The sequence below is a fragment of the Leptospira mayottensis 200901116 genome, assembly GCF_000306675.2.
In the GTDB taxonomy this organism is placed as follows: Bacteria; Spirochaetota; Leptospiria; order Leptospirales; family Leptospiraceae; genus Leptospira; species Leptospira mayottensis.
In genome coordinates, this window is record NZ_CP024871.1 from 67,501 (window position 1) to 92,412 (window position 24,912).

At 36.4% G+C, this 24,912-nt stretch carries 25 protein-coding genes and 3 tRNA genes (1 of these 28 only partly in view); 11 read left to right on the forward strand and 17 right to left on the reverse strand.

Annotated elements, in window-relative coordinates; translation table 11 throughout:
* The 3 genes from LEP1GSC190_RS00275 to LEP1GSC190_RS21275 all read left to right on the forward strand — a co-directional run.
* A protein-coding gene (locus LEP1GSC190_RS00275; protein ID WP_002746676.1) for a SpoIIE family protein phosphatase crosses the window boundary here: on the forward strand, positions 1-444 show its end. The gene continues 2,739 nt to the left of window position 1, outside the view; the window shows 444 of its 3,183 coding nt (coding positions 2,740-3,183); the start codon falls outside the window, past its left edge; its stop codon occupies positions 442-444.
* Positions 437-1,327 carry a hypothetical protein gene (locus LEP1GSC190_RS00280; protein WP_002746529.1) on the forward strand — a complete coding sequence of 297 codons (891 nt, stop codon included), beginning with the start codon at positions 437-439 and terminating at the stop codon, positions 1,325-1,327. Before LEP1GSC190_RS00275 ends, LEP1GSC190_RS00280 begins: the two co-directional genes overlap by 8 nt.
* Positions 1,328-1,580: 253 nt before the next feature.
* Positions 1,581-4,778 carry a SpoIIE family protein phosphatase gene (locus LEP1GSC190_RS21275; protein WP_002746580.1) on the forward strand — a complete coding sequence of 1,066 codons (3,198 nt, stop codon included), beginning with the start codon at positions 1,581-1,583 and terminating at the stop codon, positions 4,776-4,778.
* 93 nt (positions 4,779-4,871) lie between these two features.
* Here the strand turns inward: LEP1GSC190_RS21275 and LEP1GSC190_RS00290 are convergent, their stop codons facing one another.
* The 3 genes from LEP1GSC190_RS00290 to LEP1GSC190_RS00300 form a co-directional block, all read right to left on the reverse strand.
* Positions 4,872-5,333: a DUF2147 domain-containing protein gene (locus LEP1GSC190_RS00290; protein WP_036036377.1), complete on the reverse strand. Its 462-nt coding sequence runs from the start codon at positions 5,331-5,333 to the stop codon at positions 4,872-4,874.
* Positions 5,334-5,407: 74 nt separating this feature from the next.
* Positions 5,408-5,929: a dCTP deaminase gene (gene dcd, locus LEP1GSC190_RS00295; protein WP_002746617.1), complete on the reverse strand. Its 522-nt coding sequence runs from the start codon at positions 5,927-5,929 to the stop codon at positions 5,408-5,410.
* A complete protein-coding gene (locus tag LEP1GSC190_RS00300) occupies positions 5,930-6,712 on the reverse strand; it encodes an enoyl-CoA hydratase-related protein (RefSeq protein WP_036036374.1) in 783 nt (260 codons plus the stop codon).
* Positions 6,713-6,810: 98 nt separating this feature from the next.
* Here LEP1GSC190_RS00300 and LEP1GSC190_RS00305 point away from each other — a divergent pair, with 98 nt between their 5' ends.
* Together LEP1GSC190_RS00305 and LEP1GSC190_RS00310 are read left to right on the forward strand one after the other, a co-directional pair.
* Entirely contained in the window at positions 6,811-7,530 is a 720-nt protein-coding gene (locus LEP1GSC190_RS00305) for an LIC10067 family putative lipoprotein (RefSeq protein ID WP_420844277.1), read from the forward strand.
* Positions 7,531-7,642: 112 nt separating this feature from the next.
* Entirely contained in the window at positions 7,643-7,852 is a 210-nt protein-coding gene (locus tag LEP1GSC190_RS00310; RefSeq protein WP_002630872.1) for a hypothetical protein, read from the forward strand.
* A gap of 87 nt (positions 7,853-7,939) precedes the next feature.
* On the opposite strand, the gene LEP1GSC190_RS00315 is transcribed toward LEP1GSC190_RS00310, so the two are convergent.
* The 3 genes from LEP1GSC190_RS00315 to LEP1GSC190_RS00325 all read right to left on the reverse strand — a co-directional run bounded on the left by LEP1GSC190_RS00315 (position 7,940) and on the right by LEP1GSC190_RS00325 (position 11,147).
* Entirely contained in the window at positions 7,940-8,308 is a 369-nt protein-coding gene (locus LEP1GSC190_RS00315; protein WP_002746615.1) for a VOC family protein, read from the reverse strand.
* A gap of 110 nt (positions 8,309-8,418) precedes the next feature.
* Positions 8,419-9,507, reverse strand: coding sequence for a hypothetical protein (locus tag LEP1GSC190_RS00320; protein ID WP_002746619.1), 1,089 nt, complete (start codon positions 9,505-9,507; stop codon positions 8,419-8,421).
* Positions 9,504-11,147 (reverse strand): NAD(P)-binding protein, encoded by a 1,644-nt coding sequence (locus tag LEP1GSC190_RS00325; protein ID WP_002746659.1) that lies wholly within the window; start codon positions 11,145-11,147, stop codon positions 9,504-9,506. The genes LEP1GSC190_RS00320 and LEP1GSC190_RS00325 overlap by 4 nt, the downstream gene beginning before the upstream one ends.
* A gap of 93 nt (positions 11,148-11,240) precedes the next feature.
* Between LEP1GSC190_RS00325 and LEP1GSC190_RS00330 the strand changes: the two genes are divergently transcribed.
* Positions 11,241-11,993, forward strand: a complete 753-nt coding sequence (locus LEP1GSC190_RS00330) for an HAD family hydrolase (protein WP_036036457.1) — start codon at positions 11,241-11,243, stop codon at positions 11,991-11,993.
* Here the strand turns inward: LEP1GSC190_RS00330 and LEP1GSC190_RS00335 are convergent.
* The gene (locus LEP1GSC190_RS00335; RefSeq protein WP_036047836.1) at positions 11,982-12,833 is read right to left on the reverse strand and encodes a class I SAM-dependent methyltransferase; all 852 of its coding nucleotides are present in this window, start codon (positions 12,831-12,833) and stop codon (positions 11,982-11,984) included. The two genes, LEP1GSC190_RS00330 and LEP1GSC190_RS00335, sit on opposite strands and share 12 nt — an antisense overlap.
* A 148-nt stretch (positions 12,834-12,981) precedes the next feature.
* On the opposite strand from LEP1GSC190_RS00335, the gene dapF reads away from it, so the two are divergent.
* Positions 12,982-13,827 (forward strand): diaminopimelate epimerase, encoded by an 846-nt coding sequence (gene dapF / locus LEP1GSC190_RS00340; RefSeq protein WP_036036452.1) that lies wholly within the window; start codon positions 12,982-12,984, stop codon positions 13,825-13,827.
* Positions 13,828-13,833: 6 nt separating this feature from the next.
* Here dapF and LEP1GSC190_RS00345 read toward each other — a convergent pair whose 3' ends face one another.
* Together LEP1GSC190_RS00345 and LEP1GSC190_RS00350 are read right to left on the reverse strand one after the other, a co-directional pair.
* On the reverse strand, positions 13,834-14,538 hold the full coding sequence (locus LEP1GSC190_RS00345; protein WP_002746566.1) for a lysophospholipid acyltransferase family protein: 705 nt from the start codon (positions 14,536-14,538) through the stop codon (positions 13,834-13,836).
* Positions 14,539-14,576: 38 nt separating this feature from the next.
* Entirely contained in the window at positions 14,577-14,861 is a 285-nt protein-coding gene (locus tag LEP1GSC190_RS00350) for a hypothetical protein (protein ID WP_002746651.1), read from the reverse strand.
* Positions 14,862-15,396: 535 nt separating this feature from the next.
* Here LEP1GSC190_RS00350 and LEP1GSC190_RS00360 point away from each other — a divergent pair.
* Positions 15,397-15,744: a slr1659 superfamily regulator gene (locus LEP1GSC190_RS00360; protein ID WP_002746531.1), complete on the forward strand. Its 348-nt coding sequence runs from the start codon at positions 15,397-15,399 to the stop codon at positions 15,742-15,744.
* A 5-nt stretch (positions 15,745-15,749) separates the two neighbouring features.
* Here the strand turns inward: LEP1GSC190_RS00360 and LEP1GSC190_RS00365 are convergent, their stop codons facing one another.
* Positions 15,750-16,331: a slr1658 superfamily regulator gene (locus LEP1GSC190_RS00365; RefSeq protein ID WP_036036448.1), complete on the reverse strand. Its 582-nt coding sequence runs from the start codon at positions 16,329-16,331 to the stop codon at positions 15,750-15,752.
* Positions 16,332-16,437: 106 nt separating this feature from the next.
* The gene (locus LEP1GSC190_RS00370) at positions 16,438-16,980 is read right to left on the reverse strand and encodes a WbuC family cupin fold metalloprotein (protein WP_002746546.1); all 543 of its coding nucleotides are present in this window, start codon (positions 16,978-16,980) and stop codon (positions 16,438-16,440) included.
* A gap of 635 nt (positions 16,981-17,615) precedes the next feature.
* Here LEP1GSC190_RS00370 and LEP1GSC190_RS00375 point away from each other — a divergent pair.
* Positions 17,616-18,164: a hypothetical protein gene (locus tag LEP1GSC190_RS00375; protein ID WP_174232263.1), complete on the forward strand. Its 549-nt coding sequence runs from the start codon at positions 17,616-17,618 to the stop codon at positions 18,162-18,164.
* 812 nt (positions 18,165-18,976) lie between these two features.
* Here the strand turns inward: LEP1GSC190_RS00375 and LEP1GSC190_RS00380 are convergent.
* The 5 genes from LEP1GSC190_RS00380 to LEP1GSC190_RS00400 all read right to left on the reverse strand — a co-directional run bounded on the left by LEP1GSC190_RS00380 (position 18,977) and on the right by LEP1GSC190_RS00400 (position 20,093).
* Positions 18,977-19,053: transfer RNA gene (locus LEP1GSC190_RS00380), tRNA-Arg, on the reverse strand.
* 3 nt (positions 19,054-19,056) lie between these two features.
* Entirely contained in the window at positions 19,057-19,467 is a 411-nt protein-coding gene (locus LEP1GSC190_RS00385; RefSeq protein ID WP_002763764.1) for a hypothetical protein, read from the reverse strand.
* A complete protein-coding gene (locus LEP1GSC190_RS00390) occupies positions 19,421-19,867 on the reverse strand; it encodes a hypothetical protein (RefSeq protein ID WP_002763762.1) in 447 nt (148 codons plus the stop codon). Before LEP1GSC190_RS00390 ends, LEP1GSC190_RS00385 begins: the two co-directional genes overlap by 47 nt.
* A gap of 43 nt (positions 19,868-19,910) precedes the next feature.
* A tRNA-Ser gene (locus LEP1GSC190_RS00395) sits at positions 19,911-19,997 on the reverse strand.
* A gap of 12 nt (positions 19,998-20,009) precedes the next feature.
* A tRNA-Ser gene (locus LEP1GSC190_RS00400) sits at positions 20,010-20,093 on the reverse strand.
* A gap of 91 nt (positions 20,094-20,184) precedes the next feature.
* Between LEP1GSC190_RS00400 and LEP1GSC190_RS00405 the strand changes: the two genes are divergently transcribed.
* Complete coding sequence (locus LEP1GSC190_RS00405; RefSeq protein WP_036047625.1) at positions 20,185-21,438, forward strand: class I SAM-dependent RNA methyltransferase; 1,254 nt, start codon at positions 20,185-20,187, stop codon at positions 21,436-21,438.
* 427 nt (positions 21,439-21,865) lie between these two features.
* Here LEP1GSC190_RS00405 and LEP1GSC190_RS00410 read toward each other — a convergent pair.
* Positions 21,866-22,674 (reverse strand): IS5 family transposase gene (locus LEP1GSC190_RS00410; RefSeq protein ID WP_100224632.1). Its coding sequence is split into 2 segments (ribosomal slippage): positions 21,866-22,335 and positions 22,335-22,674, totalling 810 coding nucleotides; the frame shifts between segments, so codons are not numbered across the junction.
* Positions 22,675-23,629: 955 nt separating this feature from the next.
* Between LEP1GSC190_RS00410 and LEP1GSC190_RS00415 the strand changes: the two genes are divergently transcribed.
* Entirely contained in the window at positions 23,630-24,898 is a 1,269-nt protein-coding gene (locus LEP1GSC190_RS00415; RefSeq protein WP_002763472.1) for a hypothetical protein, read from the forward strand.
* Positions 24,899-24,912 lie beyond the last annotated feature (14 nt).

The window sequence follows — 24,912 nt, forward strand, 5'->3', positions numbered from 1 at the left end:
TATGAAGACGCAAAACAGTTGTATAAAAATGGCAAAATAGATCAAGCTCTCGAACTTCTCAAGACAGGATATACGAACGACACTGCAAATCAAAAAATCAATAAACTTTTGGGTCTTTTGAGTTTTAAAGGTAAGGATTATACGACAGCGATTGAAGTCTTGAATAACTATCTCAAAACTGATCCAGGATTACATGAGTATTGGTTTTATCTTTCCATTGCAAATAAAAAAGTAGGAAAGTATGAACAAGCTCTTCAAGCGAGTTTGAAACTGAACGACATTCAACCGGATAACCTATCTAATTTAGTTAATCTTTCTGATATCTATCGCTTAATGGATCAATTTGATCTCGCTGAAAAGATGGCTCGAAAGCTAATACACTTAGATCCCGGAAATCAAAACGGGGAAAGACTTTTAAAACTCATCGAAAGAGATCGTGCGTAAATTCTTATTAGGAATTTTATTCTTAGTTTCTATTAATCTTTATTCAGATAAAAATAAATGGATTCGAAGGATTCCTCTAAATCGAGGGGAACTTATACTTGAAATTCGAAATAATTCTCAAAATAGGAATTGGAACGAATTTGCTTACCGTAAAACCTCCGACTTTTTTAGAGCCTTAGAATCTTATTCCGGTATCTCCTTTCACGAAGCCAGTGCTTCTATATTTGAGGATCAAAGGGTTTCCGAGAAATATAAGGTTCTTTTGATAGTCCAAGATCAAATTTTTCTAAATGGAACCAGAGTCACAGGATACAATAATATCTCTGGGGATTTGGGAACAACGCGTGGAATTTTTATGGAACCCGATCTCTCTCCTATAGGGTATCCGGCGTTATTGTTTCATGAACTCGGGCATTTTTACTTTTCAGATTTGGCTTGGTTGAGTGAAGGATTAGTTTCCTTTTTACCTTTTGTTTTGTACAAAGAAAAGAAAATCGATCTCACAAAGGATGAGCTTATTTCAATCGCGGAGGAATGGGATACAGAAGAAGGTCTTCAAGGTGGAAAAGATTTTCCATTAGATCCGGATTTTAGACAGAAGTATCCTTCGGCTACTTCTGTCTTTTATAATAAAGCTTTAAAAGTTCAATATATTCTTTATAAAGAATTAGGTCCTGTAGGGTACCGGGATTTTGTCAAAAAATTGGTTTTTGAAAATTCTCCTAAAACAACAAAAGAAGTGATTTTAAGACTGAAATCTATTCGAAATAAAAATTGGTCCAGTTTATTGAAAGGCTGGGTTGTTCCTGGCCCTTATGAAGTTTATACTTGGAAAACTTTCCAAAAAGAATCCATCCTCGGAACTTTTGTACAATTTCCCTAAAATAAAAAACATATTATGAAAACTCGTTGTCTGCCTTAAAAGTAAAATTTCGGTAAACCATAAACCCTTAAGGTCACTTAAGTGATGTATTTTTGAGATAAGATCTCTAATCATTCGTTAAATCGAATTGATTCTAATTTTATCATTGAAAAGAAGATTCCCACAGTTAAAGTAACGTTTGTTCTAAAAGATAAAAAAACCGATTCTTTCAGAATCGATTAAAAATTTTTTAAAAGAAAGGTTTATTAAGCTTATGGGCGAAACTGAATTCGTCTGGAACAACGTGTTTTTAAATTATTATTCTTTTGGGAGTTTATTACTGTTCTTAACTTCCATGCTCGTTTCCGGCGTATTTCTTTTTATTGATCGAAAAATATCGAGCACGAAACACTTGGCAATTGGGACTTTTTTTCTCGGAATATTCCAATTTGGTTATGTTATCGCTACGTTTCTTTATCATCCTTTTGCGGCATATCATCGCTGGATCACAGTAGGTTTCATTCTTCCCGCAATTTTGCACATTGGACAGTTTATCGCACGTTATCCCAAAAACGATTTTCCGAAATTCAATCAAATAACTACGATTGTGTTGTGGTTGATTGCCTTATTTTCAATTAGCTATTTCTGTTTTTCCACTTGGAACGCTTCTGTGAAATATTATTTCACAGTGTATCGCTGGGATTTTAACGCGGGAAACATCAATAGCAAAATTGCGATCATCGTATTTAGTTACATGTTTGTTAATTTTCTTGCAATTCCGATTTGGAGAATGATCCATCTTAGCGGAAAAATGCGATGGGTCGTCTTCACATTTATGGTGTCTTTCTTGGTCGGAGGAACGGCCCTGGTAATCACGAATTTTTTGGGTAATGACGGCTATTTAGAAAGATCGATTTATTTTACTTTGATCGTTTTTTTGTTTATGATGGCGTTCTTTATTGTTCTTGTTCTATATCTAAACTTCTCGATCGAAAAAACTTCTTTCATGCTTGAGATCGTTGGAATTACATTCGTTGCTGTCCTGATCATCATGCAAATTTTGATTTATATTTCTAACCAGGATAAAGAGTTCGAATATGATACTCTGAGCCGGATTCGTGTTGAGAAGGCGTTGGAAGGTGAAAGTGTCAAAGGGGGGATTTCTTACATATTTAAATGGAATAATGCTGAAAATTCTTTTGATAAAGAAAAATACGATCCTAAAATCCATCCGGATCAAGAACAGATTGAAATTGATTTTAAGAATACATTATTATATGAGAAAATGTTTAATCTTTCTGAAAATGGTTTTAGAGAATCTCTTCTAGAACTTATGGATCGTTCTCATGAGAACTTCGGAGGATATAAATATTTTATCATAAATTTCTTAAACGAACATCCTAATCTGGAAGATAAAAATCTTAAACTTGAATTGAGTAAAGAATTATCCAGGTTGAACCTCCACGTAATTGCAGCCTCAAATAAACTGGATAATATCTTTGCGGAAGATTTTTGTACGAAAGGAAAACGTTATTTAGAAAATTCTAAAAAACTTAAAATGTTTCAAGTTTTTTTAGAATATCATTGGGACTTTTGTAAATCGGATGGTAAAAATATAAGCCCGACCATACTTAAAGAAAAAGTTCTAAATTATTTCCGTCCTTTTGTTCCTTCTTTTACGAGATATTATCGTGGAAAGAGAGTAGGAAATCATAATTTTCATTATATAGGATTTATTAAATGCGATCGCGAAAGGAATAATGTAAGTGAAGTCGGATTTTCTTATAGAGCTTATCGCGAGTTTATGCATCCGATTGCATTAAAACAAATCATTGTTCTCAACATAGTGGTCATTGCGATTGTTTTTTTATTCCCTTTTTTCTTTCGAGCAAGTCTTTTTTCTCCGTTAAAAGACTTATTGAGCGGAGTTGAAAAAGTGAACGGTGGAAATCTGGAAGTGCAAGTTCCAATCCGAATCAAAGACGAAATTGGATTTTTGGCGAATTCGTTTAACAATATGGTTTCCTCGATCCGTGATGCAAGAAAAGAACTTCAGGATTACGCGAATTATCTTGCCGCCAAAGTGCGTCTCAGAACGGAAGAACTGTCTGAAAAAATCGAGGAACTGCAAAACCTCAAAATTCAACAAGATGGAGACTATTTTTTAACTTCTCTTCTTGCAAAACCTTTGAATTACAACGCGAATAAATCTGCTCGGATTTCCACTCAATTTTTGCTCAGACAAAAAAAGCAGTTCGAATTTAAGGGGAAACGGGCTGATTTGGGAGGAGACATCTGCATTACCGGGAATCTGCATTTGGGAACTTCTTCTGATTATAAACGATATGTCTTTGCAATGAACGGTGATGCGATGGGTAAATCTATGCAAGGTGCGGGAGGTGCTCTGGTTATAGGAGTTATAGTCAATTCGATTCTGGCCCGTTCCGCCGCAGATGATAAGATTCTGGATATTTCTCCGGAACAATGGCTTACGGAAATGTATGAGGAATTAAACGCCGTATTCAAATCTTTTGATGGGAGTATGGTGGTTTCAGCTTCTTTTTTTCTAATCGAAGAAAATTCCGGTAAAACATACTATTTCAATGCGGAACATCCTTTTACTGTTTTGTATCGAGGAGGAAGAGCTGTCTTTTTGGAGTCTTCGTTAACGCTTCGTAAGATCGGTTTGGAATCGGAATATGCCTTTCAAGTTTTTACGACGACCTTAAGGGAAGGAGACGTTCTTATCATTGGTTCGGACGGTAAGGATGATCTGGATCTTACTCCCAATAAAGATACAAGATTGATCAACGAAGATGAGACTCTCTTTTTAAAAACTGTGGAAGCTGGAAAAGGGAATATCCAACAAATTGAACAACTGATTTGTAAGAAAGGGGAAATTATCGACGACCTTTCCCTTTTAAGAATTGAGTACGGAGTTCCTCAGTTACATTCAGAGAAAAATTGTTTAAAAACTGATAAAATAAGAAGCCTTTCTTTGAAAGAGGGACTTTCCGATCGGAACGCATCTTATTCTCACGCGCGTCAATTATATAGAAATGGAAACGTAAAAGAAGCAATCGACGAACTTATGAATCTTTATACTAAAACACCGGATGATTCAAAGGTAATCAAGTTACTCGGGCTTTTGAGTTTTAAGGATAAGGATTACGTCACAGCCGTGGAAATTTTAGGAAAGTATCTCGAACTGAATTCCGAATTAAGCGAATATTGGTATTATTTTTCTATCGCTAACAAGAAGTTAGGAAGGTTTTCTGAAGCGATTTCTGCCTCGGAAAAGGTAGCTGCAAAACAACCGGATCATACAAACAATCTTGTCAATCTTTCCGATTTGTACCGACTTCAACGTGAATACGTGCGAGCTAAAGAGATTGCGATTAAAGTTTTAAATGTGGATCCTCAAAACAAGAACGCGAAAAAAATTCTTAAAGAAATAGAAAATAAAATTTGAGTAAAAACTCTCCGTTGAATTAATTCGGAGAGTTTTTTTGATTTGCAACAGAGGATCTTTTGTTAATTTCTTTGATGGAAAAACTTAGAAATTTTATTTTACTCTGGTCCAGGTGGATTCTTTTCCGATCATCATAAAACCTACTTTATAACCACCTTTTAAATCAAGAGTATCAGCGGTTCTTAAAGTAAGTCTACCGTCGTAGGTTTTACCTCCTTTCGGATCGTAAACTCTTCCTCCGGTCCAAACTTGTTCGCCTTCGTAGGAAAAGCCGGTGAGGAAGAGCAATCCCATGATAGGGCGGGTGCGAAGGCTTTCATCTTTATTATGTACGTCTACTTTTGGACTACCGGGAGTTCCTTCGGTGCTTCCTGCAGGATAAACTGGTTCTTTTAACCAAACAATCTTTCCACAAATTTTTGCTCCACATTTGTGCAAGTCGACTTGAGCGTCTTTTTCTTTATTCCACCATTTTCCAAGAATTGCATCTTCTTCACTCGCAAATGCAGGCATTGAAAGACATATAAGCACTGCGATTACTATAAACTTTACCATTCCATACTCCAAAAAGTGTTTTGAGGTCAAAATTCTCGGAAGGATGCGGGTAAAGTCAACAAAAAAGAAAATTTCTACTTCTCGAAGTCTTGATATAACATCGAAGGTTGAATTCCCTGATTAGCTTGGTATTTTCCGGATGTATATTCCGTTATTTGTCCCTCAAGAGTATGATAAAAAATCTGACAGACTTCCACTCCGGGATATACAATGAGAGGTTGAATGACAGAAATTTCCAAAGTCCAAAATCCTTTGAAACCTACGTCTCCGAATCCAGCAGTTACGTGAACGAGCATTCCCAATCTTCCGATGGATGACCTACCTTCAAGCATAGGCACTAAGTTATGAGTTTCGGTGAACTCTAAGGTTCTTCCCAAATACAGTATACCCGGCTTTAACAAAAGACCTGATTCTGGAATAATTTGTTTTTTGGTAAGATTTAGCTTTTTCATATCCAAAGGAAGTTCCGTATAAACTAGAAGTTCCTCGTGAAGCCTTAGATTATAAGAGTTTGGGTTGAGCTGTTTTTCTGAGTAGGGAGTAATTACAATATCTTTACCGATTCGTTTTTGAATTTCTTTTCCTGTAAGAATCATTTATCTTCCTTTAAAAATCGGCTTTCGTTTTTCTTGAAATGCTTTCAGTGCCTCCAACCGATCTTCCGTCTTTAAGGTTTTGTTGTAATATATGCTCTCCGTTTCGAGAGCCTTTCGTATATCCTGACCATAACCTTCCGAAATTGCTTTCTTTGCAAGCTGAAGTGCGAGAGGTGCGCAATGAGATGCCATTTCTTCCGCTAACATTTTTGCAGCAGGCAGAGAAGAATCGTGCCAGATTGAATTTGCGAGACCGTAACTGAAAGCGGTTTTTGCATCGATCGTATTACCTGTAAAAATCATTTCTTTCGCTTTCGCGATTCCGATTCTGCGAGGAAGTCTTTGAGTTCCTCCACCTCCAGGTATAATTCCTAAACGAGTTTCTGTAAGTCCGATTCGAATATCGTTTTTGAGAAGGATAAAGTCGCAGCAAAGCGCGAGTTCTAATCCACCTCCGAACGCATCCCCATCCAGTGCCGCTACGGTCGGATATGGAAAATTTTCCAGTTCTAAGAAACAATTTTTAAGATCACTCAAAAAGCGCTTCACTTCTTTGGAGGACATCGTTACTCTCTCTTTTAAATCGGCTCCTGCACAAAAGGATGGTCCGATTCCACCAATAACGAGAGCTCGGACGGATTTTTCCTTTTTCGCTTTTAGAATGGCCATGTGAAGTGCCGAAAGAAGTTCTATGCTGATCGCGTTTCTTTTTTCGGGTCTATTTAAAAGTAAAACCGCGATTTCTTTTTCTGTAGAATACAATATTGTGGAAGATTCACTCATTTTAATGGACCATTTTTTCAACAGAATAATTCTTGCCGAAACCTTTTTGCTCCGATAAAATAAATGCCTGTCTTAAATTTTTTGAGACAATTGAAGTTATGCTACATAAATTGAGAAAAATTTTCCTAACGTTCCTTCTAATACCATTCTTATTTCAATGTAAAGAAAAAGATTCAAATAACAATTTATTCGCCGGGCTCGGTTTGGGAAGTCCCGTGGTTATTTCAATCGAACCTCCGGCTGGATCTCCTCCCCAAACAGACGGAGTCTCTTATACTGGAACTCAAATCACAATCAAAGGAAGAAATTTTACTCCGGACACGATCGTAAAGTTTAATGGGCTTGCCGGTACAATCTTTTCAACAACGACTACGGAAATCATCACCACCGTTCCTACCGGAGCAACTGCGGGTTTTTTGACCGTCTCAAAAGTGGATGGATTTTGCGATACAGTTAACGGAACCGATGGTTATAATTGTTCCACGAGAAGATTCTACGTGGATTGTTATAAGGCTTACGGTAATATTTATGGGGATGAAACCGCGATTAACTACCCAGATTCCCAGACGATCAAATTTACAGATGATTATTCTACAAAAGCTTTTCGTTCCAATCTTAGGGAAACGGGAGGGACGATTCTTACTTTTGAATGTGATAACCTGGTGGCCGTGAAATATTTTTCAAAAAATTGTACCACCAATGCTATAGGAACTTTTTCCGCTCCTGTTTACAATCCGACCATCAGTTTTACGGAAAATTACGCGGTTCAGTATTTTATAACGACTGGAAAAGGGAGTTGTAAGATTGGCTTTCAGTAATCGATCCGTTTTCGGGGAACGTTATCGAGTCCTAGTTCATTCAATAAAATTCTCCGTAAAAAGTGTTTGGTTTTTTCCATAAATCTGTTAAAGTTCGGTTAGGAGTTGTATCATGAAGGTAGTTTCCTCGGTTCAGCTAGGGCTTCCAGAAAAAGGAGTCAAAGATACAAGAAAAATTCCTAAGGAAGAAGGGATGATTCACGTCGAGCCTTATGAAAACAAACAGGCTAACGTTTCAGACAAGAGAGCTTTTGCGATTGAAGCCGGGCAAAACGGGGATTTTTACAAAGTTAAGGGTACTTTTATCGATAAAGTAGGCTAAACCGGGAGGAAATGGTTTGGAACTTTAGAGAATAAAAAAGCCTCTCAAAGAGAGGCTTTTTTGTGTACACAGTTGTTTTAGAGAAAATCAATCTTTATAACTGATTTCTAAAACGTTACCTGCGGGATCTAGGAAATGTAAAAATTCACCGCTATTGTTGGTCTCGGGTCCGCGGATAATGGAGATCTTGTTCTCTTCAAGCTCCGCAATCGCTTCAGTAAAATCGTCCACATCTAAAACAAAACTTAAAACCGGAATTTTACTTTCGCCTAAAGAGTTTTTAAAACCGGAAATTTTTTGAAGTTTAATATTGATTGAGTCCAATCCCATCACGACGTATTCGCCTGATTTTTCATTTACCGATTCAAAATCGAATATATCAGAATAAAACTTCGCAGAGACTTCTGGGTTCTCTGCAGGTATTAAGAAATAGTCGATTCCTTCAACGATGATCATGGATCCATTCCTGTTTAACTTTTTCGTCATTATGAAAGGAAAACCTGGATTGTCTATTTAAAAACGAAAACTGGTCCCGAATGTGATAGAATTTCAAAGGAGCGAATTTTTTAATTCTTTTCAGGAATTTCAAAAAAGTGAAACAGTCTCGGGTTGAGTTCTCCGATCTTCCAAAGATACGCGTCCAGAATATAATGGGTAAATTGGGGGAGAAAAAGAAGAGAAACCAAAATGGCGGATGCGAACTCGGGAAGTTCAAAGGAATAGAAGCTTGAATTTTTAAAAATGGAAGAATGATCTTTCCAGATAAAACTGTCCCAAACCCATTCTTCAACGAATGCGAAAGCGAATAAAATACATAAAAAACATACAAGGATTTTAATCCAAGATCCACTTTTGAATATTTCTATTCTAATTTCCGAAGGATTTTGGACTGTGTAATAAAAAAGTAAAAATATGTATGGAACTCCGTGATTAATTACATTTGTAATCGTAAATGAAAAATCGGAATTGAAATAAACAATCCCGAAAAACCAAACCATCCAAGTATTGACTACGAGTAGAATTTTTCCTAAAGGCAATGAACGATATCTTATGAAATAATATGTATGAATCAGTATATAAAAACAAAGCCACGTTTGTTGAAACCAAAGTAATACGTTTGCTAAAGAAGGAATCGGATACATCCAAAAATCCCCATTTATAAACCAAGAAAATTCTCTCTTTTGGTTTGTAAGATGCCAGTATATAATCGGAATACCACCCATTAAATAGACTGTGATCTTATCGAATAAAAATGGAATTTGGGCAGACGCGCTTTTTTTTCGGTAGAGAGCCAGAAATCCGAACTGTTGCCGTATAAAATGAAAAACTGCAACGTATGACATGATTCTCCAGAACCAAATCACTCCGTAAGAATACAAAAGGACCGAAGATAAAAAACAAACGATCGGTACAGTAATCAAAAGGTTTTTTTTCTTTTTCCATTCTTCCTCGTTAAAGTAGGAGCGAAAGAGAGTGGAGTATACGTGCGCTACGTCGATCAGTAAAACGGTATAAAACCAAGTCCAAGGACTAATTTCGGAAGGAAGTATATTCCATTTTTTTAATATAAATAAAAATAGTACGGAAACAATTCCCGGGAGAATGATAAATGCAAGATCCACGGACGGTTTAAAAATCCAAGCCCTAGAATTCACGTTTTTTGATCTCTGAGAATTTTATGTGCAGCATTGTAACCCCTAACCAGAGCTTCTTCGAAGATGGAGATTCCGCTTAGATCAGAATGTGCGAAATGAAGATTCGGATAAGAGATGGAAAGTTTTTCCCTTTGTCCTCCCCAAATAAATCCGGGAACGGGGCGGATCATCGCGTGTGCGTAGGTCATAACATCTATGTTGTAGACTCTTTTCTCGATATCCGGGTGAGCTTTTTTTAAATCGAATAAAATCGATTCTTTCCAAGAGGACCAAGACGTTTTCATCATTCTTTTGCGGGTGGAAATTGTATCTTGTTCACCGAATGCTTTGTAATATGTGAGAACGGATTCTTCCCTACTACTTCCGTACAAATCTTGGTGTGTGGAGACGATGTAACCCAAAGAAGAACTTTGATAGATTACATTATCCCAACAAGGAGGAATTCCTTTACCCGCCGGGACTTTGTCAACGCTTAGGTTAGCGACTAACCAAGGAGAATAGATCAAACCGTCGGCGATTCCCGATTTTTCTTTTAAAATGTATTTTCGAGTGAAAGACGGGAGAGAATAAACAATCGAATCACAAAGAATATCTTTTTGTATTCCTGTGGAAGGTGTGTAAATTCGAACTGAGAATCTACCTTTCTTTGAATTTGATGGTTTTACATTTTCTACAAGTGTCCCGGTTTGAATTTTGGATCGAATTGGAGATCTTAACTTTTCTACTAGAAAGCCGTTTCCTTCAGGCCAAGTGAGAAGACTCAAGTCCTCTCCGTTTTCATCCACAGGGCGAGAACAAAAATAATGAAGTCCGATCCAAGCGGACACCGTATCTATAGAACCGCCGAAATCGTCGCGAACGGAATAATCCAAAAACCAAAAAAGCTCTTTTGTTTTAAATCCGTGTTCTTTGATATATTCAAAAAAATTAATTTTATCTAGTTTTAAAAATTCAGGATCTTTCGAAGAAAGATCAATCGGAATCGAAAAAGCTTTTTTACCGTCTTTTCCAATCTTTGATCTCCAATTTTGAATAAATTTCTTGAACTTTTGCTCTTCGTTTGCGGCCCGTGATCCAGGGCTACCTGTGGGATATAAACCTTCATTCCATCTTCCTTGATGGAAGATTCGTTCTTCGGGATCGAAGCAAAGATATCTTTCGTTGTAAATTGGTTTTCCATTTTTGTCTTTACCCACGATGACTTTGTTTTCTTCAAGAAACTTACGTACTAGAATCGCTTCTTCTCCGGGTTGAGGTAAGTAATGAGCGCCCCAAGGATAATTACCGATCGAATTCCGTCCTGATCTTGAATTTCCACCGGAATCGTTTTCTAATTCTATAATTTTGAATTCATCAAATCTAGATTTATGAAGATAATAACCTGCACTTAATCCAGAGACTCCTCCTCCTAGGATTAGCACTTTTACTTTTTCGGAAATAGAAAGATTTATATTGGAGGTTACGTTTGGTTCTATATTACTTCGAATTCTATGTCCAACATCGTGATTCGGACCTAAAATTTTTCCGGAAATTTTTTGTCTGAATTTTAAAAACCATATTCCACTTACGAGTGCTGAAAAGCAAAAACCTAAAACTGCAAGAAAGGATTTACGGGAAATGGTTTTTTGGTTGTTGTCCATACTTGTAGGAAGATTTAGGGGAATCTCCAATCATGCAAGGAAAAATGGGGTAAAAGAATTGCATTTGGAATTGAAAAGATTCTTTTGCAAGGAATGGCTCTTTTTTTGGACTTTGACAACACACTTTTAGATTCGATTGGAATCTATGAAACCACGATTCAGCAATTTTGTAGAAACGCAAAAGAATACGGATTCTCTTCCGCAAAGGAATTTTCGGAATTCTATGAGACTGCAAGAAAAGAAACAAAAATTGAACTAAAGGACTCTCCTTCGAACCGGCTTCGTTTAATTTACTTCAAAAAAATGTGCCTGTCAAAATGGGGAACTTTGGACCCGAAGTGGATTTTAAAATTAGAGAGAGATTACTTCCGAAACTTTCAGGATGGAATTAAGATTCGTAAAAAAAAGTACGAAAAAGAATATAAAGAGGTTTTCTTACTCTTAAAAACAATTTCAGAAAAACATAAACTTCTTTTTTGTACAAATGAGAATCTGAAAACTCAATTGATTAAGTTCAATCTTTTATTTCCAAAAACTTTTCCTTACGCAATTTTAAGTTCGGAAGAAGTCGGAAAGGAAAAACCTTCGGAAGAATTTTACTCCAGGGCGAACCGGTTTGTTTCTGAAGAAAAAGTCGTCTCAATGATAGGTGATTCTTTAAAGGATGACATAGAAGGTGCGCTTCGTTATGGAATTGCAGCGATTCGTATAACGTCCATCTTTTCTAAAAAACAGAGTAGTCCGAAAGAACGAAAGATTTCGTTTGAATTCGGTTCCGATGGAAAGCGAGAATATTCCTATTTGGAAACAAACGATCTAAGAACTGCTTTGAGATTATTTCTTTAAAACGGCGAATAATGTATTGTTCAAGTTCATCATTTTAAAACTGAGTAACCAAATTGTTTTAGTCGCATAATAATAAACTTTTTTAAAAAGAGGACCAAGACCGCCGCCTTGACTTCCTGAAACGGAAGCGATCGGTTTGAGAATCGTGAACTTACAGTCTGCAAATCCTGTTTGTTTTGCAAGCATTCTCATCGTCTTTTCGGTATAATCGTTGATGTGATCTTTCGCTTCAAGATAGTGACCGTTTGGTTGCATGCCCTTCAGAGCGACTTTCAACTTCGCTTTAAAAAGTTGAATTGGAAAATTCGGAGTTTGTAGAAAAAGAATTCCACCTGGTTTTAAAAGAGAATACAAATATTCTAGCAAGCTATGAGGTTTTGGAATGTGTTCGATCACGTCCCAAAGAGTAATGATATCCAGAGAACCTTTTGCAATTCCGGAATTTTGGACAATTCCCGAAAAAACGTTTTTCAGTCCGTTTTTATCCCTGGCAAATTGAACTGCTTTTTCGGATATTTCGTAACCCGTGGCTTCCCAATCGGGTTTTTGATCCCCAATTCGTTTAACAAAAAAACCGAGTCCACAACCTACGTCTAAAATTTTGCCTGAAGGAGCTGTTAAAAATCTTTTGATGAAGTCTTGATAAATTTCTCTATGGGCATGATCCCACCAACCAAGATCATAGGAAGAATCGTCGTCCCAATAACCTTCGTAGTGTTCTTCCTGTTCATAAGTGGAAAAAACGTGGCCACAATCAGAACAACGGACGATGTCGATTCCATTTTCCACAAAAATTGTGGAATTTTTAGTACTTGAGCAGAGATAACAAGTTTGGTTCAAAAAAGCCCCCAAAAGAATGGCTCAATTTTCAATGTCTTCGGTTGAAGTCGAAAAAGCCAGAAAAAAGTACATAACTTTTTCTTGTTTTTGAATTTCCTCAGGTATGAGTCTAAGAAAACATAGGATTCAATTCATCCTAGGAGTTCCCGTGGCCACGCTTAAGTTTACAAAAATGGAAGGAATTGGTAATGACTACGTTTATATCGATTCCACTCAGGCTGATATTCGCCTGACTCCGGAGCAGATTCAAAAAATATCCAATCGTAATTTTGGAATTGGGAGTGACGGAGTCATCTTTATTCGTAATTCAAAACAAGGCGATTTTATGATGGACATGTATAATTCAGATGGAAGTTCCTCTGAGATGTGCGGAAATGGAATTCGCTGTGTTGCCAAATACATTTACGATCACGGCTTAACAAATTCTAAAAATCCAAAAATCGAAACTGGCGCAGGTGTTTTAGAAGTGGATCTCAAGATCGGATCGGGTAATAAAGTCGATTTTGTTAGTGTTGATATGGGAAAACCGATTCTTGTCCCGTCCAAAATTCCTGTAAATTGGAAGGATGAAGAAGCGATTATCGATCAAGCATTTGAGATCGCGGGAAAAAATCTAAAGTTTACTGCGGTAAGTATGGGAAATCCGCATTGTGTAATTTTTGTGGATGATTGTGATCAATTTCCCGTAAGTGGAATTGGGCCTTTGATCGAACGGCATCTTATTTTTCCGAAACGAGTGAATGTGGAATTTGTTACGGTTCGCGGAAAAGATCATTTTTATCAAAGGACCTGGGAAAGGGGTGCGGGAGAAACGCTTGCATGTGGAACCGGAGCCTGTGCGGTGACGGTTGCTGGAAGTTTAACGGGAAGGTCCGGAAAGGAAGTAAAGATCGATTTAAGAGGCGGGACTCTTAAAATTCAATGGCAGGAGTCCGGAAGTATTTTGATGACTGGACCTGCAAGAGAGATTTTCTCGGGAGAAATAGAGGTTTAGAATTTTCTAAACTACTTCGGTTCTTTGTAGATTTTCCATTCTCACTCGAACTTCATCCGAAAGTTTTTTTAAATTATCTTCCAATTTTCCTTCAAGATAAGGTCTATGATCGATTTTAGGTCCATAAAAAACGCGGACCTTTTTATAAATCGATCTCCGCTTGATATCGCAGACTTCCTTAGGCATTCCCATAAAAGAACGAACTAAAGAAGGGATTGGAATATCAGAATAACTTTCTTCAATGGGAACGATTACCGAAGGAAGAATATCGACTTTGTTTCGAATTGAGAATGCCGCAAAACCTTCGTGAAATCGTGCCATGGGGGCGAAAAAGTCGTTTTGAACCATGTAATCGTGACCTTCCGGAAAAATTCCCAAGACGCCTTCTCTCTTAAAAACCTGTTGTACCATTTTGATACTTGCCATAGAAATTTTTCCATCAATTGCCATCGGAATTCCTCCGGCCAATTTTGCTAAGTCTTTGAAGATCGGGATTCGGAACGTATAATCCGCAGCGATCCAAGAAATATATCTAGGAAAAGTATAGGAAAGAATGAACGGATCCATGTCGGATCTATGATTGCTGACAAGGATTAGCTTACCTTCCTGGGTAATATGTTCCGTTCCATAGGCGTTAATGTTCACGGCAAAACCCAAGAAAGGAGCCACAAACTGCTTCAATCTGAGATATGTTTGAGCTTCCTTTTCCATGAATGTTCCCTCGGACTTTTACAATAAGGGGAGCTATTTTATTCGCCCGTAAAAATAGACCACCATTTCTTTTTTTCCTCTAAAGAATTTGCATTTCTTGGAGAGGATTCCGGTTCGTGGGATTTACCTCTTCCGAGTTCTTGAGGACGAGCGAGGTCCCTTCTTTTTCTGTCATTCTGCGGTGTGGAACGTCTTAATTCTTCCAATTCTCTTTGTGCAGAAGCACTGGACTTGATATAGTTTCGTATATCAGCCCATTCGGGATCTTGTTCATTTCCGTAAACTGCATAATTCATAAGATCAATCGAATCAAACTCAGGCATAGAGCTTCTTTCCAGGTTTATTTATGTAAATGGGTAAAATTCCCACAATCTCATATAGTCTTCTTAGGGGAGAGATGTTGCAAGAGTTTTCATATCATGGGTTCTAAAAAATGCGTTTGAAATAACGTAACCCAAATTAGATGAAAAAATAATTTAGAGTTAAGTTTTCTTTTTTACTGGGGTTTTCTGAAGATTGTTCATCTGAAATCCGAAAGTATTTTCATGGAGAATGTAGAAAGCGAATTCCTAAAACGACATAATCTGAAAATTGAGGAAGCCAGATCAAGTGAAAGCGTAAAAAAGAGCGAGAGAGGCAGGATCTTAAGATTTCCTAAAAGGAGTATCTGGAATACTGAAAAGATGAGAAAACTTTATGAAATGTTATTTTTTCAGTGAACGCTTGCTAGGCGTTATTCGAAAGATCTGTCTTTTTTTTAAAAAATACAAGAAATGCCTTCATACTTTTTTAATAGTTAGTATATGATCTTTTTAAAAGAATAGTGGTGACCTTGGAGTGTGATGGGAAGTGAAAGGGATGGAAATTTCAAAAGAAGATTATGCTATTGAAACAGAAAAAAATCGGGGAAGGATTAGAATCACTGGAACTCTTCGTTTATTCAATGTGGAAGAATACGATCCAATTATTTCTGCTATCGAAACAATGTTAGATAATTCCGGAAGAGGAAAAGCGGTCATTGATATTAAGAATTTGGATTTTTTAAATAGCGCCGGGATTGCAAGTCTTTCCAGATTTGTCGCCGCTTACGATAGGAAAAGTATTCATAATGTGGAGATTAAAGGTAATAAAAATAAATACTGGCAGATTAAATTCTTGGAAAATATTAAAAAACTCAGATCGGAAATTAAAACGAGTCTCGAATAAAAGAATCAAACATTCAAAGCTTTGAGTTTTGTCTTTACAACTTCGTTCAGATCTAAATAGGCTCTTACGGTCACATCGTAAGTACCATACGAAATTTCATTGATTAAAAATCCCAATCGGACGGGAAAATCCTTTGAAAGAAGTAAAAGACCAATTCCAGAGTTCGGTTCGTTTCCATTTCGACTTTTGAGTTTGTTGATATAAATTTCGTCCGAGTTTCGGTTAATGAGAGCCGAGATGGAATTTTCCAGTTTATTCTTATGTATTTCGTTCGTTGAGTTTTTAATTTCAATTTTTAATATTTCGGAATAATATTTGAGATCTAAAAGAATTTCTCCCTTTCTATCTTTGGAAAACTTTGCCGCGTTTTCTATCAATTCATTTAATACGATTGAAATAGTATTGGAAGAGTCTGGATCCAGTTTTTCCTGACAAGAGCAATAGAGAGAAACGTAATCCGCAGTGATCGAACAGCGCTTCCATTGGACCCGAAGATCCATAGGTCGTAGTTTCAGTGTGAATTCGCTTTCACAAGGAAGAGTGTCGGGTATCAGATTGTAATGGCCATATTTGACAGGATAATTCATAATATCTTTCAAATTTTTTAAATTCAACAAATTGTATTTAAAAAATAGAAACTTGAATTTCCGGTAAGAAAAGTAAAAAACGGCCTATAATAAAAAATAAGTCGGATTAAAAAAGGTTTTTTAATTGATTGAGATATTCGTTTCGATTCGAGTCCGCTTCGGATGGGGCCCAGGGCGCAAAATCCTTGTCTGTAGTTGGGTCGTAAGGCCCTGATTTTCCCTCAAAGCAAATTGCATTTTCAGAAAGGCAAACGAGGGTATGATATATTCCGGGAGCGATATCAATTCCATACACTGGACCATCGGAGTTTAGATAATGTGTTTCTTGAATCGAACCGTCTTCACGAAAGAGAATAAATCCTAAACTTCCTTTGAGCACCAGAAACGTTTCTGGCTTAGGGGGAGATTTATGTCTATGTGCTTGGATGTATGTATCTCGGGTGAGAACGTTCAGGAATCTTTGATACACTTCTGAAAGTTCATGAAAGTTATGATTAGCTCTTTTACGAGGGGAGGCATTCGCCTTCTGCAATACCTCCGAAAAAAGAGAATCCGTAAGGAGTTGTTTGTACGGTTTGGAAAAGTTCAAGTTTGGATTCACAATACTCAATAAGATATGATTTACAAGCTGTGCAAGTATTTCCTGCATTTACTCTTTCTATGATTTCTTGATAATTTACACCTTCGAGTCTTGCGGTTTCTACAATAGTTTCGAAGGCTACTTGTGCGCAGTGACATTTATCCATTTTTAAACCTAATTCTTGTATCAGAGTCCTTATGCAATGTAAATGAGACTCAGTCTTAGTGTCAAATCGTACACTGATTTTTTTTAAATTTCTAGAAAAGATCTGAAATTCTATGTCTCTTTACTGTGCAAGTTTGAATAAGATTTTAGTCGATTTTGAACGGGAAATACCCATTTTTGCCGTTAGAGTGGTTTTCAATTGTGAGATTAAAGACCGGATGGGTTCCTACAAAGGCATATTTCAAAGTTTTTGGCTCTAGGTAGGACTCAAAATTAAAATATTGATTCGGTCCACATAAAAGAAGGAAGATAGCATGGACGGCTCTATTTTTTCCGATTAAAAATTTTCGAATGTTTTCTTAGAATAAATCAACTTTGAATTTTCTGCAGGACGTAGTTCCCACGTAAAGTTCAAAAAATGTAATCACTGCGATTTTAAAGATAAGATATAGTTTTAGAGAAGAGAATTGTTCTATTCCAAAAAATGAAAATCGATTTATTTGTTTAAAGAAAGAAATATGAGAAAAAAGAACTTTTTTATGATTCTAAGTACAATCCTTAGTTTTGCATTTTGTTTCAAATCACAAATGACATTTGAAACGGTTCAGCAAGGAAAAAATTTAGAAAAGATCCCTCTTATTTCTCTGGAAGATTTTTTGCAGTTATGGGTCAAAAATCAAAGAAAACTTAAATTTAAAACCAATGTAACTTTGTTATTTAAAGATTCTGAATATGTTTATTTTGGAAAAAATGATATTTTAGGTTATAGTTGGAAATCTAGTTTCTTTAAAGTCAGTTCCGACCTTTTAAAAAAGGAATTTCCAAATTACGAATCTTTTTTTGCAGAAGATTTATTTAAATACTATTGGGATCATGTAGTATCCGAAAAAGACGCTCGGCTCTATTCTTCTATGGATGGGAATGATCGAAAAAAATGTGGGCCGGAATCTATTTTTTTACTTTCGGATCAAAAAGTGGCGTTGCAATTACGTTGGAAGGTAGATTCAAGTTGTCCTAAATTATCTGTTTTTCGAGGAAGAGTGGACAGGATCTATTATGATTTAAACGGTGGAAAATTTTTTCAGTAGAATCTTAAGATCGGCCCGAATTTAAAATGAACATGTACTTATTTAGGATCTGTCCCAAAAGTTAGAATATGGGTCTTCTTTAAAAAAGCCAGTAATTCCGAATTAAATGTAATTATAGAGAATTTCTGCCTCTTTGCAAAATTGCTCGTTTAATTTTTAGTGCCATTTTCATGTCCTGAATGAAAGGAAAGGAACTAATAAATACATGAAAATGTATCAATGATTTACTACGAGCCTGTCCCAAAACCTCAAAATATAGGAACCTCGAAGAGAACTTAACAATTATAAAATATGCCCGAAAGCTCATAAACTACCAAAGTGACGTAATTTGTGGGAACTTCCATATTTTATTACAAACTTATTGAATGATTGTAACTGATTTCTTTAAGGTTTTGGGACAGGTTCTAAAAATCATCTTAGAGTGATCGGAATTGATATTTTAAGCAAGATAACGTATTTTGAGATAAATTTTATTATAGTGTTGTGGTCTTTTAAGAGTAAATAGAGAGTTTTTGAGATCAATTCTAGTAAAAATTTTTAAAGTTGAATAAATTATTTTCTATTCCACCTAATACTAACCTACACGGTTGGAAGTGTAGTCTTAGAAACGATAATTAGGCTGGGTACTTTTTAATTTATAAATTAAGATTTCATATCTCTCATGCGTATTTTTCAAAAGCATCGAGCAAATTCTGAATCTTCAGACTTTTATGTAATCTTATATTCGAGCTTTAAGGGTATGAATTTGTAGAAAGAATGTTCGCATAACAAAATCAAATGCGAAATTACTTACGAGATTTAAAAAAGAAAGTTGGCGCGCCCAGAAGGAGTCGAACCTCCGACCTTCTGATCCGTAGTCAGACGCTCTATCCAGCTGAGCTATGGGCGCGGATCAATGGATATAAGATTCCAAATGAGAAAGATGTCTTTCGGGAATCTTAAGTGCAATCTTTTTTGTACTCGTGTAATTGTATAGCAGTAATCCGGAGATCCCAAGATAAATCAGAATTCCTATAAGGTGGACAATGTGTCCAAGCCAGGGGCCTGCAACTGGAATCCAAGAGATTAAGGTGCTGGCCAAAAGAAATCCGAGAAAATAAAGAAAGTTTACGAAAGAAATTCCAGAATATTTTCGAACGGTAGGATTTTCCCAATAAAAAGTGAATCCTATCAACCAGGTTCCGAAGAAAGGCAGAGAAACTAAATAAACTAGAAATTTTTCCGATCTCAAAAACCGGTTAGCAGTTTTAGGAAGATTATGGAGAACCGGTTCGTATTTTTTTAAATATTTTTTGAAGTTCATTTTCCATCTCCGGGAAGAAAGGCAGAGTAGATTCTTTTTCTTGATACGCGTTCCAGGCTCCCAGTGCACTATAGCCCAAAAATACAATCCAAGAAACGTAACTGATAAAATCAGTTACGATCGGGTTGACTCGAATCAAAGATAAGATCCAGCTAATCACTGGAAATTCTCTTAGAAACCAAACCACAGCATAAATAGTAATAAAACCTACGTTGAGTTTCAACGCTTGAAGAATATGAAAAGATGTGAATTTTTGACTCTTGCGAAAGATCCAAATGAACAGCCATCCGAAAAAAGGGACGTAGGAAATAGCGGCGATTAAACCTGGGAGTTCTTCACTTTTTAAAATTCTCAAGGTTTCTTGAATAAACTCTTGGGTTTTAAAACGCTCAGAGGACATAGGGATGAGAATTCCAGTCATTGAATAAAATGAAAGCAAAATCCGGAGACGCAGGGATTCGAACCCTGGGTACAGTTACCCGTACGACAGTTTAGCAAACTGCTCCTTTCGGCCACTCAGGCACGTCTCCAAAGGTTGTCGACGGAGAAGGTAGGATTCGAACCCACGGTGGGATTACCACGACGGTTTTCAAGACCGCTGCTTTAGACCACTCAGCCACTTCTCCTGACGGAATTACTTTACCGTGAGAAAACCCTCTTGTGTCAAGGTGAATTGTTGTTTGCGCTTTGGGATTCCTGGAAGTAACATCAAAAGAGATGAGATCTGAGTTCCAGGGACATAAAAATCGTCCGAAAAAACAAATTCACAAAACTTCTTCGGATAAAATTTTGCTGAACCCTCGTTCCTGGGTAAACTTAGGTTATACGATCGCGAATTCCGAAGAAGCGACTTTTTTTTTGAAAAATGCGGTACCAGGTGAAACAGTTTATACGGTCCCCCTCAAGAAATCCGGCTCTTTGGTTTGGGGGGTTGCCTCCGAGATCGAAGTGGTTTCGCCAGAGAGAATTCCATCCGACTGTAGTTCGTTTCCTCGTTGTGGAGGATGCTCTTATCGTCATGTTTCTTATCAAAATGAATTGAAGATAAAAAAATTCCTTCTTCAAGAAACACTGGAACGTTTTTTGTCAAAAAATCATATTCAAATTCCTGAAATTGAAATTCTCAGTGGAAATCCGAACGGATATAGAAATACGGCACAGATTCAATTGGGATTTGCAGGAGGTGAAAGACTTGCAGGTTTTTATGAGGAATTTTCACATTCAATTGTAAATCTTCCCGATGATGGATGCAAAAATCTTCCGGAAGAAATCAATTCGGTATTTGCCGATCTTTTAAAAAAAGAAAAAACAGAATCTACGTTCGTCTCAGAATCAAAGATTATTTCCTTGCGATTAGAAGGAGCGAAAGTTGTTCCTTACAAAAAAGAATCGGTTATGTTTCAAGAAAAAATTTTTATTCCGGAACTCAAAGAAATCGTTTGGGAAATTCAAGCTGGAGGATTCTCACAAGTAAATCGATACCTTGTCGCTCCGTGGCTCGAAAAGATCTTCGAACTAGTTCCAGAAAATCAAGATCGAATATTAGAATTATATTGTGGTTCCGGTTTGATTGCGATCGCTCTTCAGTCTAAAGCCAAAAATTGGATCGGTTACGAGTTTTCTCTAAATTCTGTAAAACAGGCGAAAAAAAATGTTCAACGAAACGGAATTTATTCCTGCAATTTCAAAACTTTAAACTTGGAAACAAATTGGATCGATTCTAAGGAAGCGTTATATTCTTCTTTTTGGATTATGAATCCTCCAAGAGCTGGTTTGTCTAAAAAGGTTTTACAAACACTGATAGAAAAGAATCCGGACGGATTTTTATATTCAAGTTGTAACCACACAACTCTTGCGAGGGATCTCTCTCTGATCTTGAACGGGAATTATAGACTTTCGAATGTGACGCTGGTCGATTTTTTTCCAAGAACGAAACATTTCGAAGTCATCGTAAAAGTTGAAAAGGTTTAGTGATTGAGTTGTAGATTAATGGTTATTGGTTCAGAGAAACAGAATCATTGATTTCCAATGTCCTTAGGTAAATTAGAATGCGATGTTCGTGTTTATCTAAAAGTATAAAATTAAATTATTCTTACATAATATTTATTGATTCCATATCATCTTATCAAGGTTAAATGTTTATAGTGAATGTAATGTTGTTCGAATGAAATTTTTGGATTTTTTCAACAATTTTGGTTATAGTGCACTTTGGTCTTTTGAGGCTTTCTTGTAAATCGGAGTAGTGATTGTATTAAGAGTCTGCCCCAAAATCTCGGAATTCTGACGAGAATTTAACAATTATAAAATCTATTCGAAAGCCCGTAAATTACCAAAGAAACGTAATCTGTGGGAACTCCTATATTTTATTACGATCATTACTAAGAGCTTGTCCCAAAACCTATTTCCAGGACATTCTAATTAAAATGATAGCAAATGCGATTTGGAATAATGCCTTATAATTTTCAAATTTGAATTCCCAACAAGTTTTTATGGCTCTAAATGCATTAAACCAAGCAAAAGTACGTTCGACTGTCCATCTAAAAGGATTTAGCGGAGCAATCCATTCAGGATTTCTCGCATTCTTTTTATTTGGAATTCGATATTGAATATTCTTCTTTTTTAAATTGTTCTTAATCGTTTTGTTAGAGTAAGCCTTATCTAAAGAAAGGATTTCTGGTTTAAGCAATTTTTTGTTTCTAAATACTTTGAACTTTTCTAAAGTAGGAAAAAGTAATTTAGAATCGTGAGTTCCTGCCGAAGCGATTACAAAAGCTACAGGTGCTCCACGCCGATCGACGAGAATATGCCTTTTAAGGCCTCTTTTGCCGCGATCCGTCGGGTTTGGACCCGTGAAAGCCCCCCTTTGGGAGCTCTTGCGAAGCTACCATCAGATGCCATTCTTTTAGTTCTAATTTTAACAGTGCGCTCATAAAGTTTTAATGCTTCTTTTTCAATTTTATCAAAAACTCCGCTGGCTACCCATTCCTGAAATCTTCTATGTAACGTTGATTTTGAACCGAACATCGGAGGTATATATCTCCATTGAATTCCTGTTCTTACCCTGTAAAATATTGCGGCCATCGCCACTCTATCATCAAGCCGAGGACGACCTCCTTTCTTGGAGTTTGTTTTACGCTTTGGTAGCAAGGGATGAAGACGTTTCCAAATCTCTTCAGGGATATCTAAATGACCTAAATCTGATTTCATATGTCATATCTATTTCCTGAGACTACAAGTACAAGGAGGTTTTGGGACAACCTCTAAATGATTATAACTGATTTTCTTTAAGGTTTTAGAATAGACTGTTAGGTTAGTGATTACACGGACAAGATGTTTTTTTGTAGGTGTTATGCCAGGCTATACTTGAAAAAGACAGTGATGACATGGATCGTAAATCGTTTAAAAAAGTGCGGATAAGAATGACGATACCAATTCAGTTGTATAAGGATGGAATTCTAAAAAGAAAGATAACAGAAAAGATGAATCCGATAAAACTATCTGATTTTAAAAATTAAGAAAGAAAATAAAAGTTAAAAAAGAAAATGGTAATTATGAAATAAAAAAGGGTAAGAGATCCAAAAGAGAAATAAAAATTAAGATAAAGACAAAAAGAAAAAATTTAGTACAAAAAAATACAAAAACAACGGTGATAAAGCCGGCATAAAGAAATCTAAAAAGAAATAAAAACCAAATTTTTTAACTCACTCTTACCACAAAGCCGGATTCATTTCGGCTTTTTATTTTTTATCCATATTGTCGTTTATGTTCTTAAAATAACGGCCGAAAACCAATTTGAATTATTTTTAGGAAATTCATAAGTAATTTAAAACGAACATTATGTATTTTTTAGTAAAGTGGTATTACCTTAGTGTAATATTTTATTCTTTAATATAACTTTATATTTTTAGACATACTTATGTTGAGCACTTAAGGATAAACTTTAGACTTATTGCTTTTATATCCAATACTTTACTTATATATGAAAAAAAAGTTTTACATTGGATAAAAATTTTGCAAATCCGGTTGACTGACTTTTTTTTTCGTACTTAGGATTTATTATATATAACTAACAAGCTCTGGATCAGCGGAAAGATAATAGAGGTTTGATTATTTCGTAAACAAGTTGTTTCCAAAGCTTTGATAAAAAATGGAGGATAGTGAGATGAAGAAATGGATTACGACTTTTCTAATATTCCTTGGATTTGAAGTCGGAACTTTAGCTGCTCAGTCTCGAGCAGAGCTTTTTGCAAGGCCTGGAGTTATCGGCGATTCTTTGAGCCAAGGTTTTTTTGGTGCAACAGTCGAGAAAAAGACTCAGGATTGGGCTTATCCTGTGTTGGTGACTAAACAAGCCGGATCTTCCCTTTCATATAATGTTCTTAAGGGACCTTGGCTGAATTTTGAAAGCATTCTAAAAAAGGAATGCGGGCTTATTTGCATGGCGAAGTCTCTCATCGGAGGAAATGTTTCCACTGTAAATCTTCCGACACATGCGGGAATTACGGGAGCTCAGTATAGTTCCGTTTTAAGAACTTCGGGAGAATGCGAAGACATTACCGCAATGAAATGGGCTAAACAATGGTACTGGGTGTCATGGAATCAACGTAATTATCGTTGGGTAAAGGTTAAGGACTGTAAAAAGCCTGATAAATTCCATCAATTTGGTCTTCGAAAATCCGGAACCCAAATTGAAATTATGGAAAAAGTCAAACCTACCTTTCTTTTTGGAACCGTGGCAGCAAATCATGTTCTTTGTACCGTACTTTCACTTTCTACGGATTGTTTGGATGAGGCTCGTTATAAAAGAGATATTCGTGAGGTGATGAGACGTTTAGCTGCTATTGGAAGTATAAAAGGTGGGGTCTTATTTACGATTCCAAATGTGACTGCAATCTCATTTTTGGAACCTTACAAGGATCCTCGGGGCAGGGCGAATTTAACAGGATTGAAAGCTTTTTACCGTAATTTTGTAGTTCATCCGCGCCAAATTTTAGATGCAAATGAAGTCGCGACTATCACCAACTTCTTAACTATGTTGAACGACGAGATTAAGGCTCAAGGTGTGGCTATGGGATTTGCAGTTGCGGATACAAAAGTCATTTTTGACGATTTGAAAGAAAATGGACGCCGCATCGAACTTCCTAAGGGAAATCGTGGCCCAGGTTGGTCTCATGCAAACTGGCCTTTACCAGGCAAACCGGGAGTTTTTGGCTTGGATGGGGTGCATCCAAATATGTACGGCCATGCGGTTTTTGCAAACGAGTTGATTAAAGCCATTAATGTTCGTTACGGTTTGAACATTCCTCAAGTCAGCGAGTACACGGCTTGGTATTACGACAGTTTAAATAGAGAACCGGTCGATTTTAAGAAATTCCTAAATCAACATATTTTGGGAATGTTTATTTCTTTTATACTCCAGGTTTCTAACTAAAGGAAAAAGAAAAT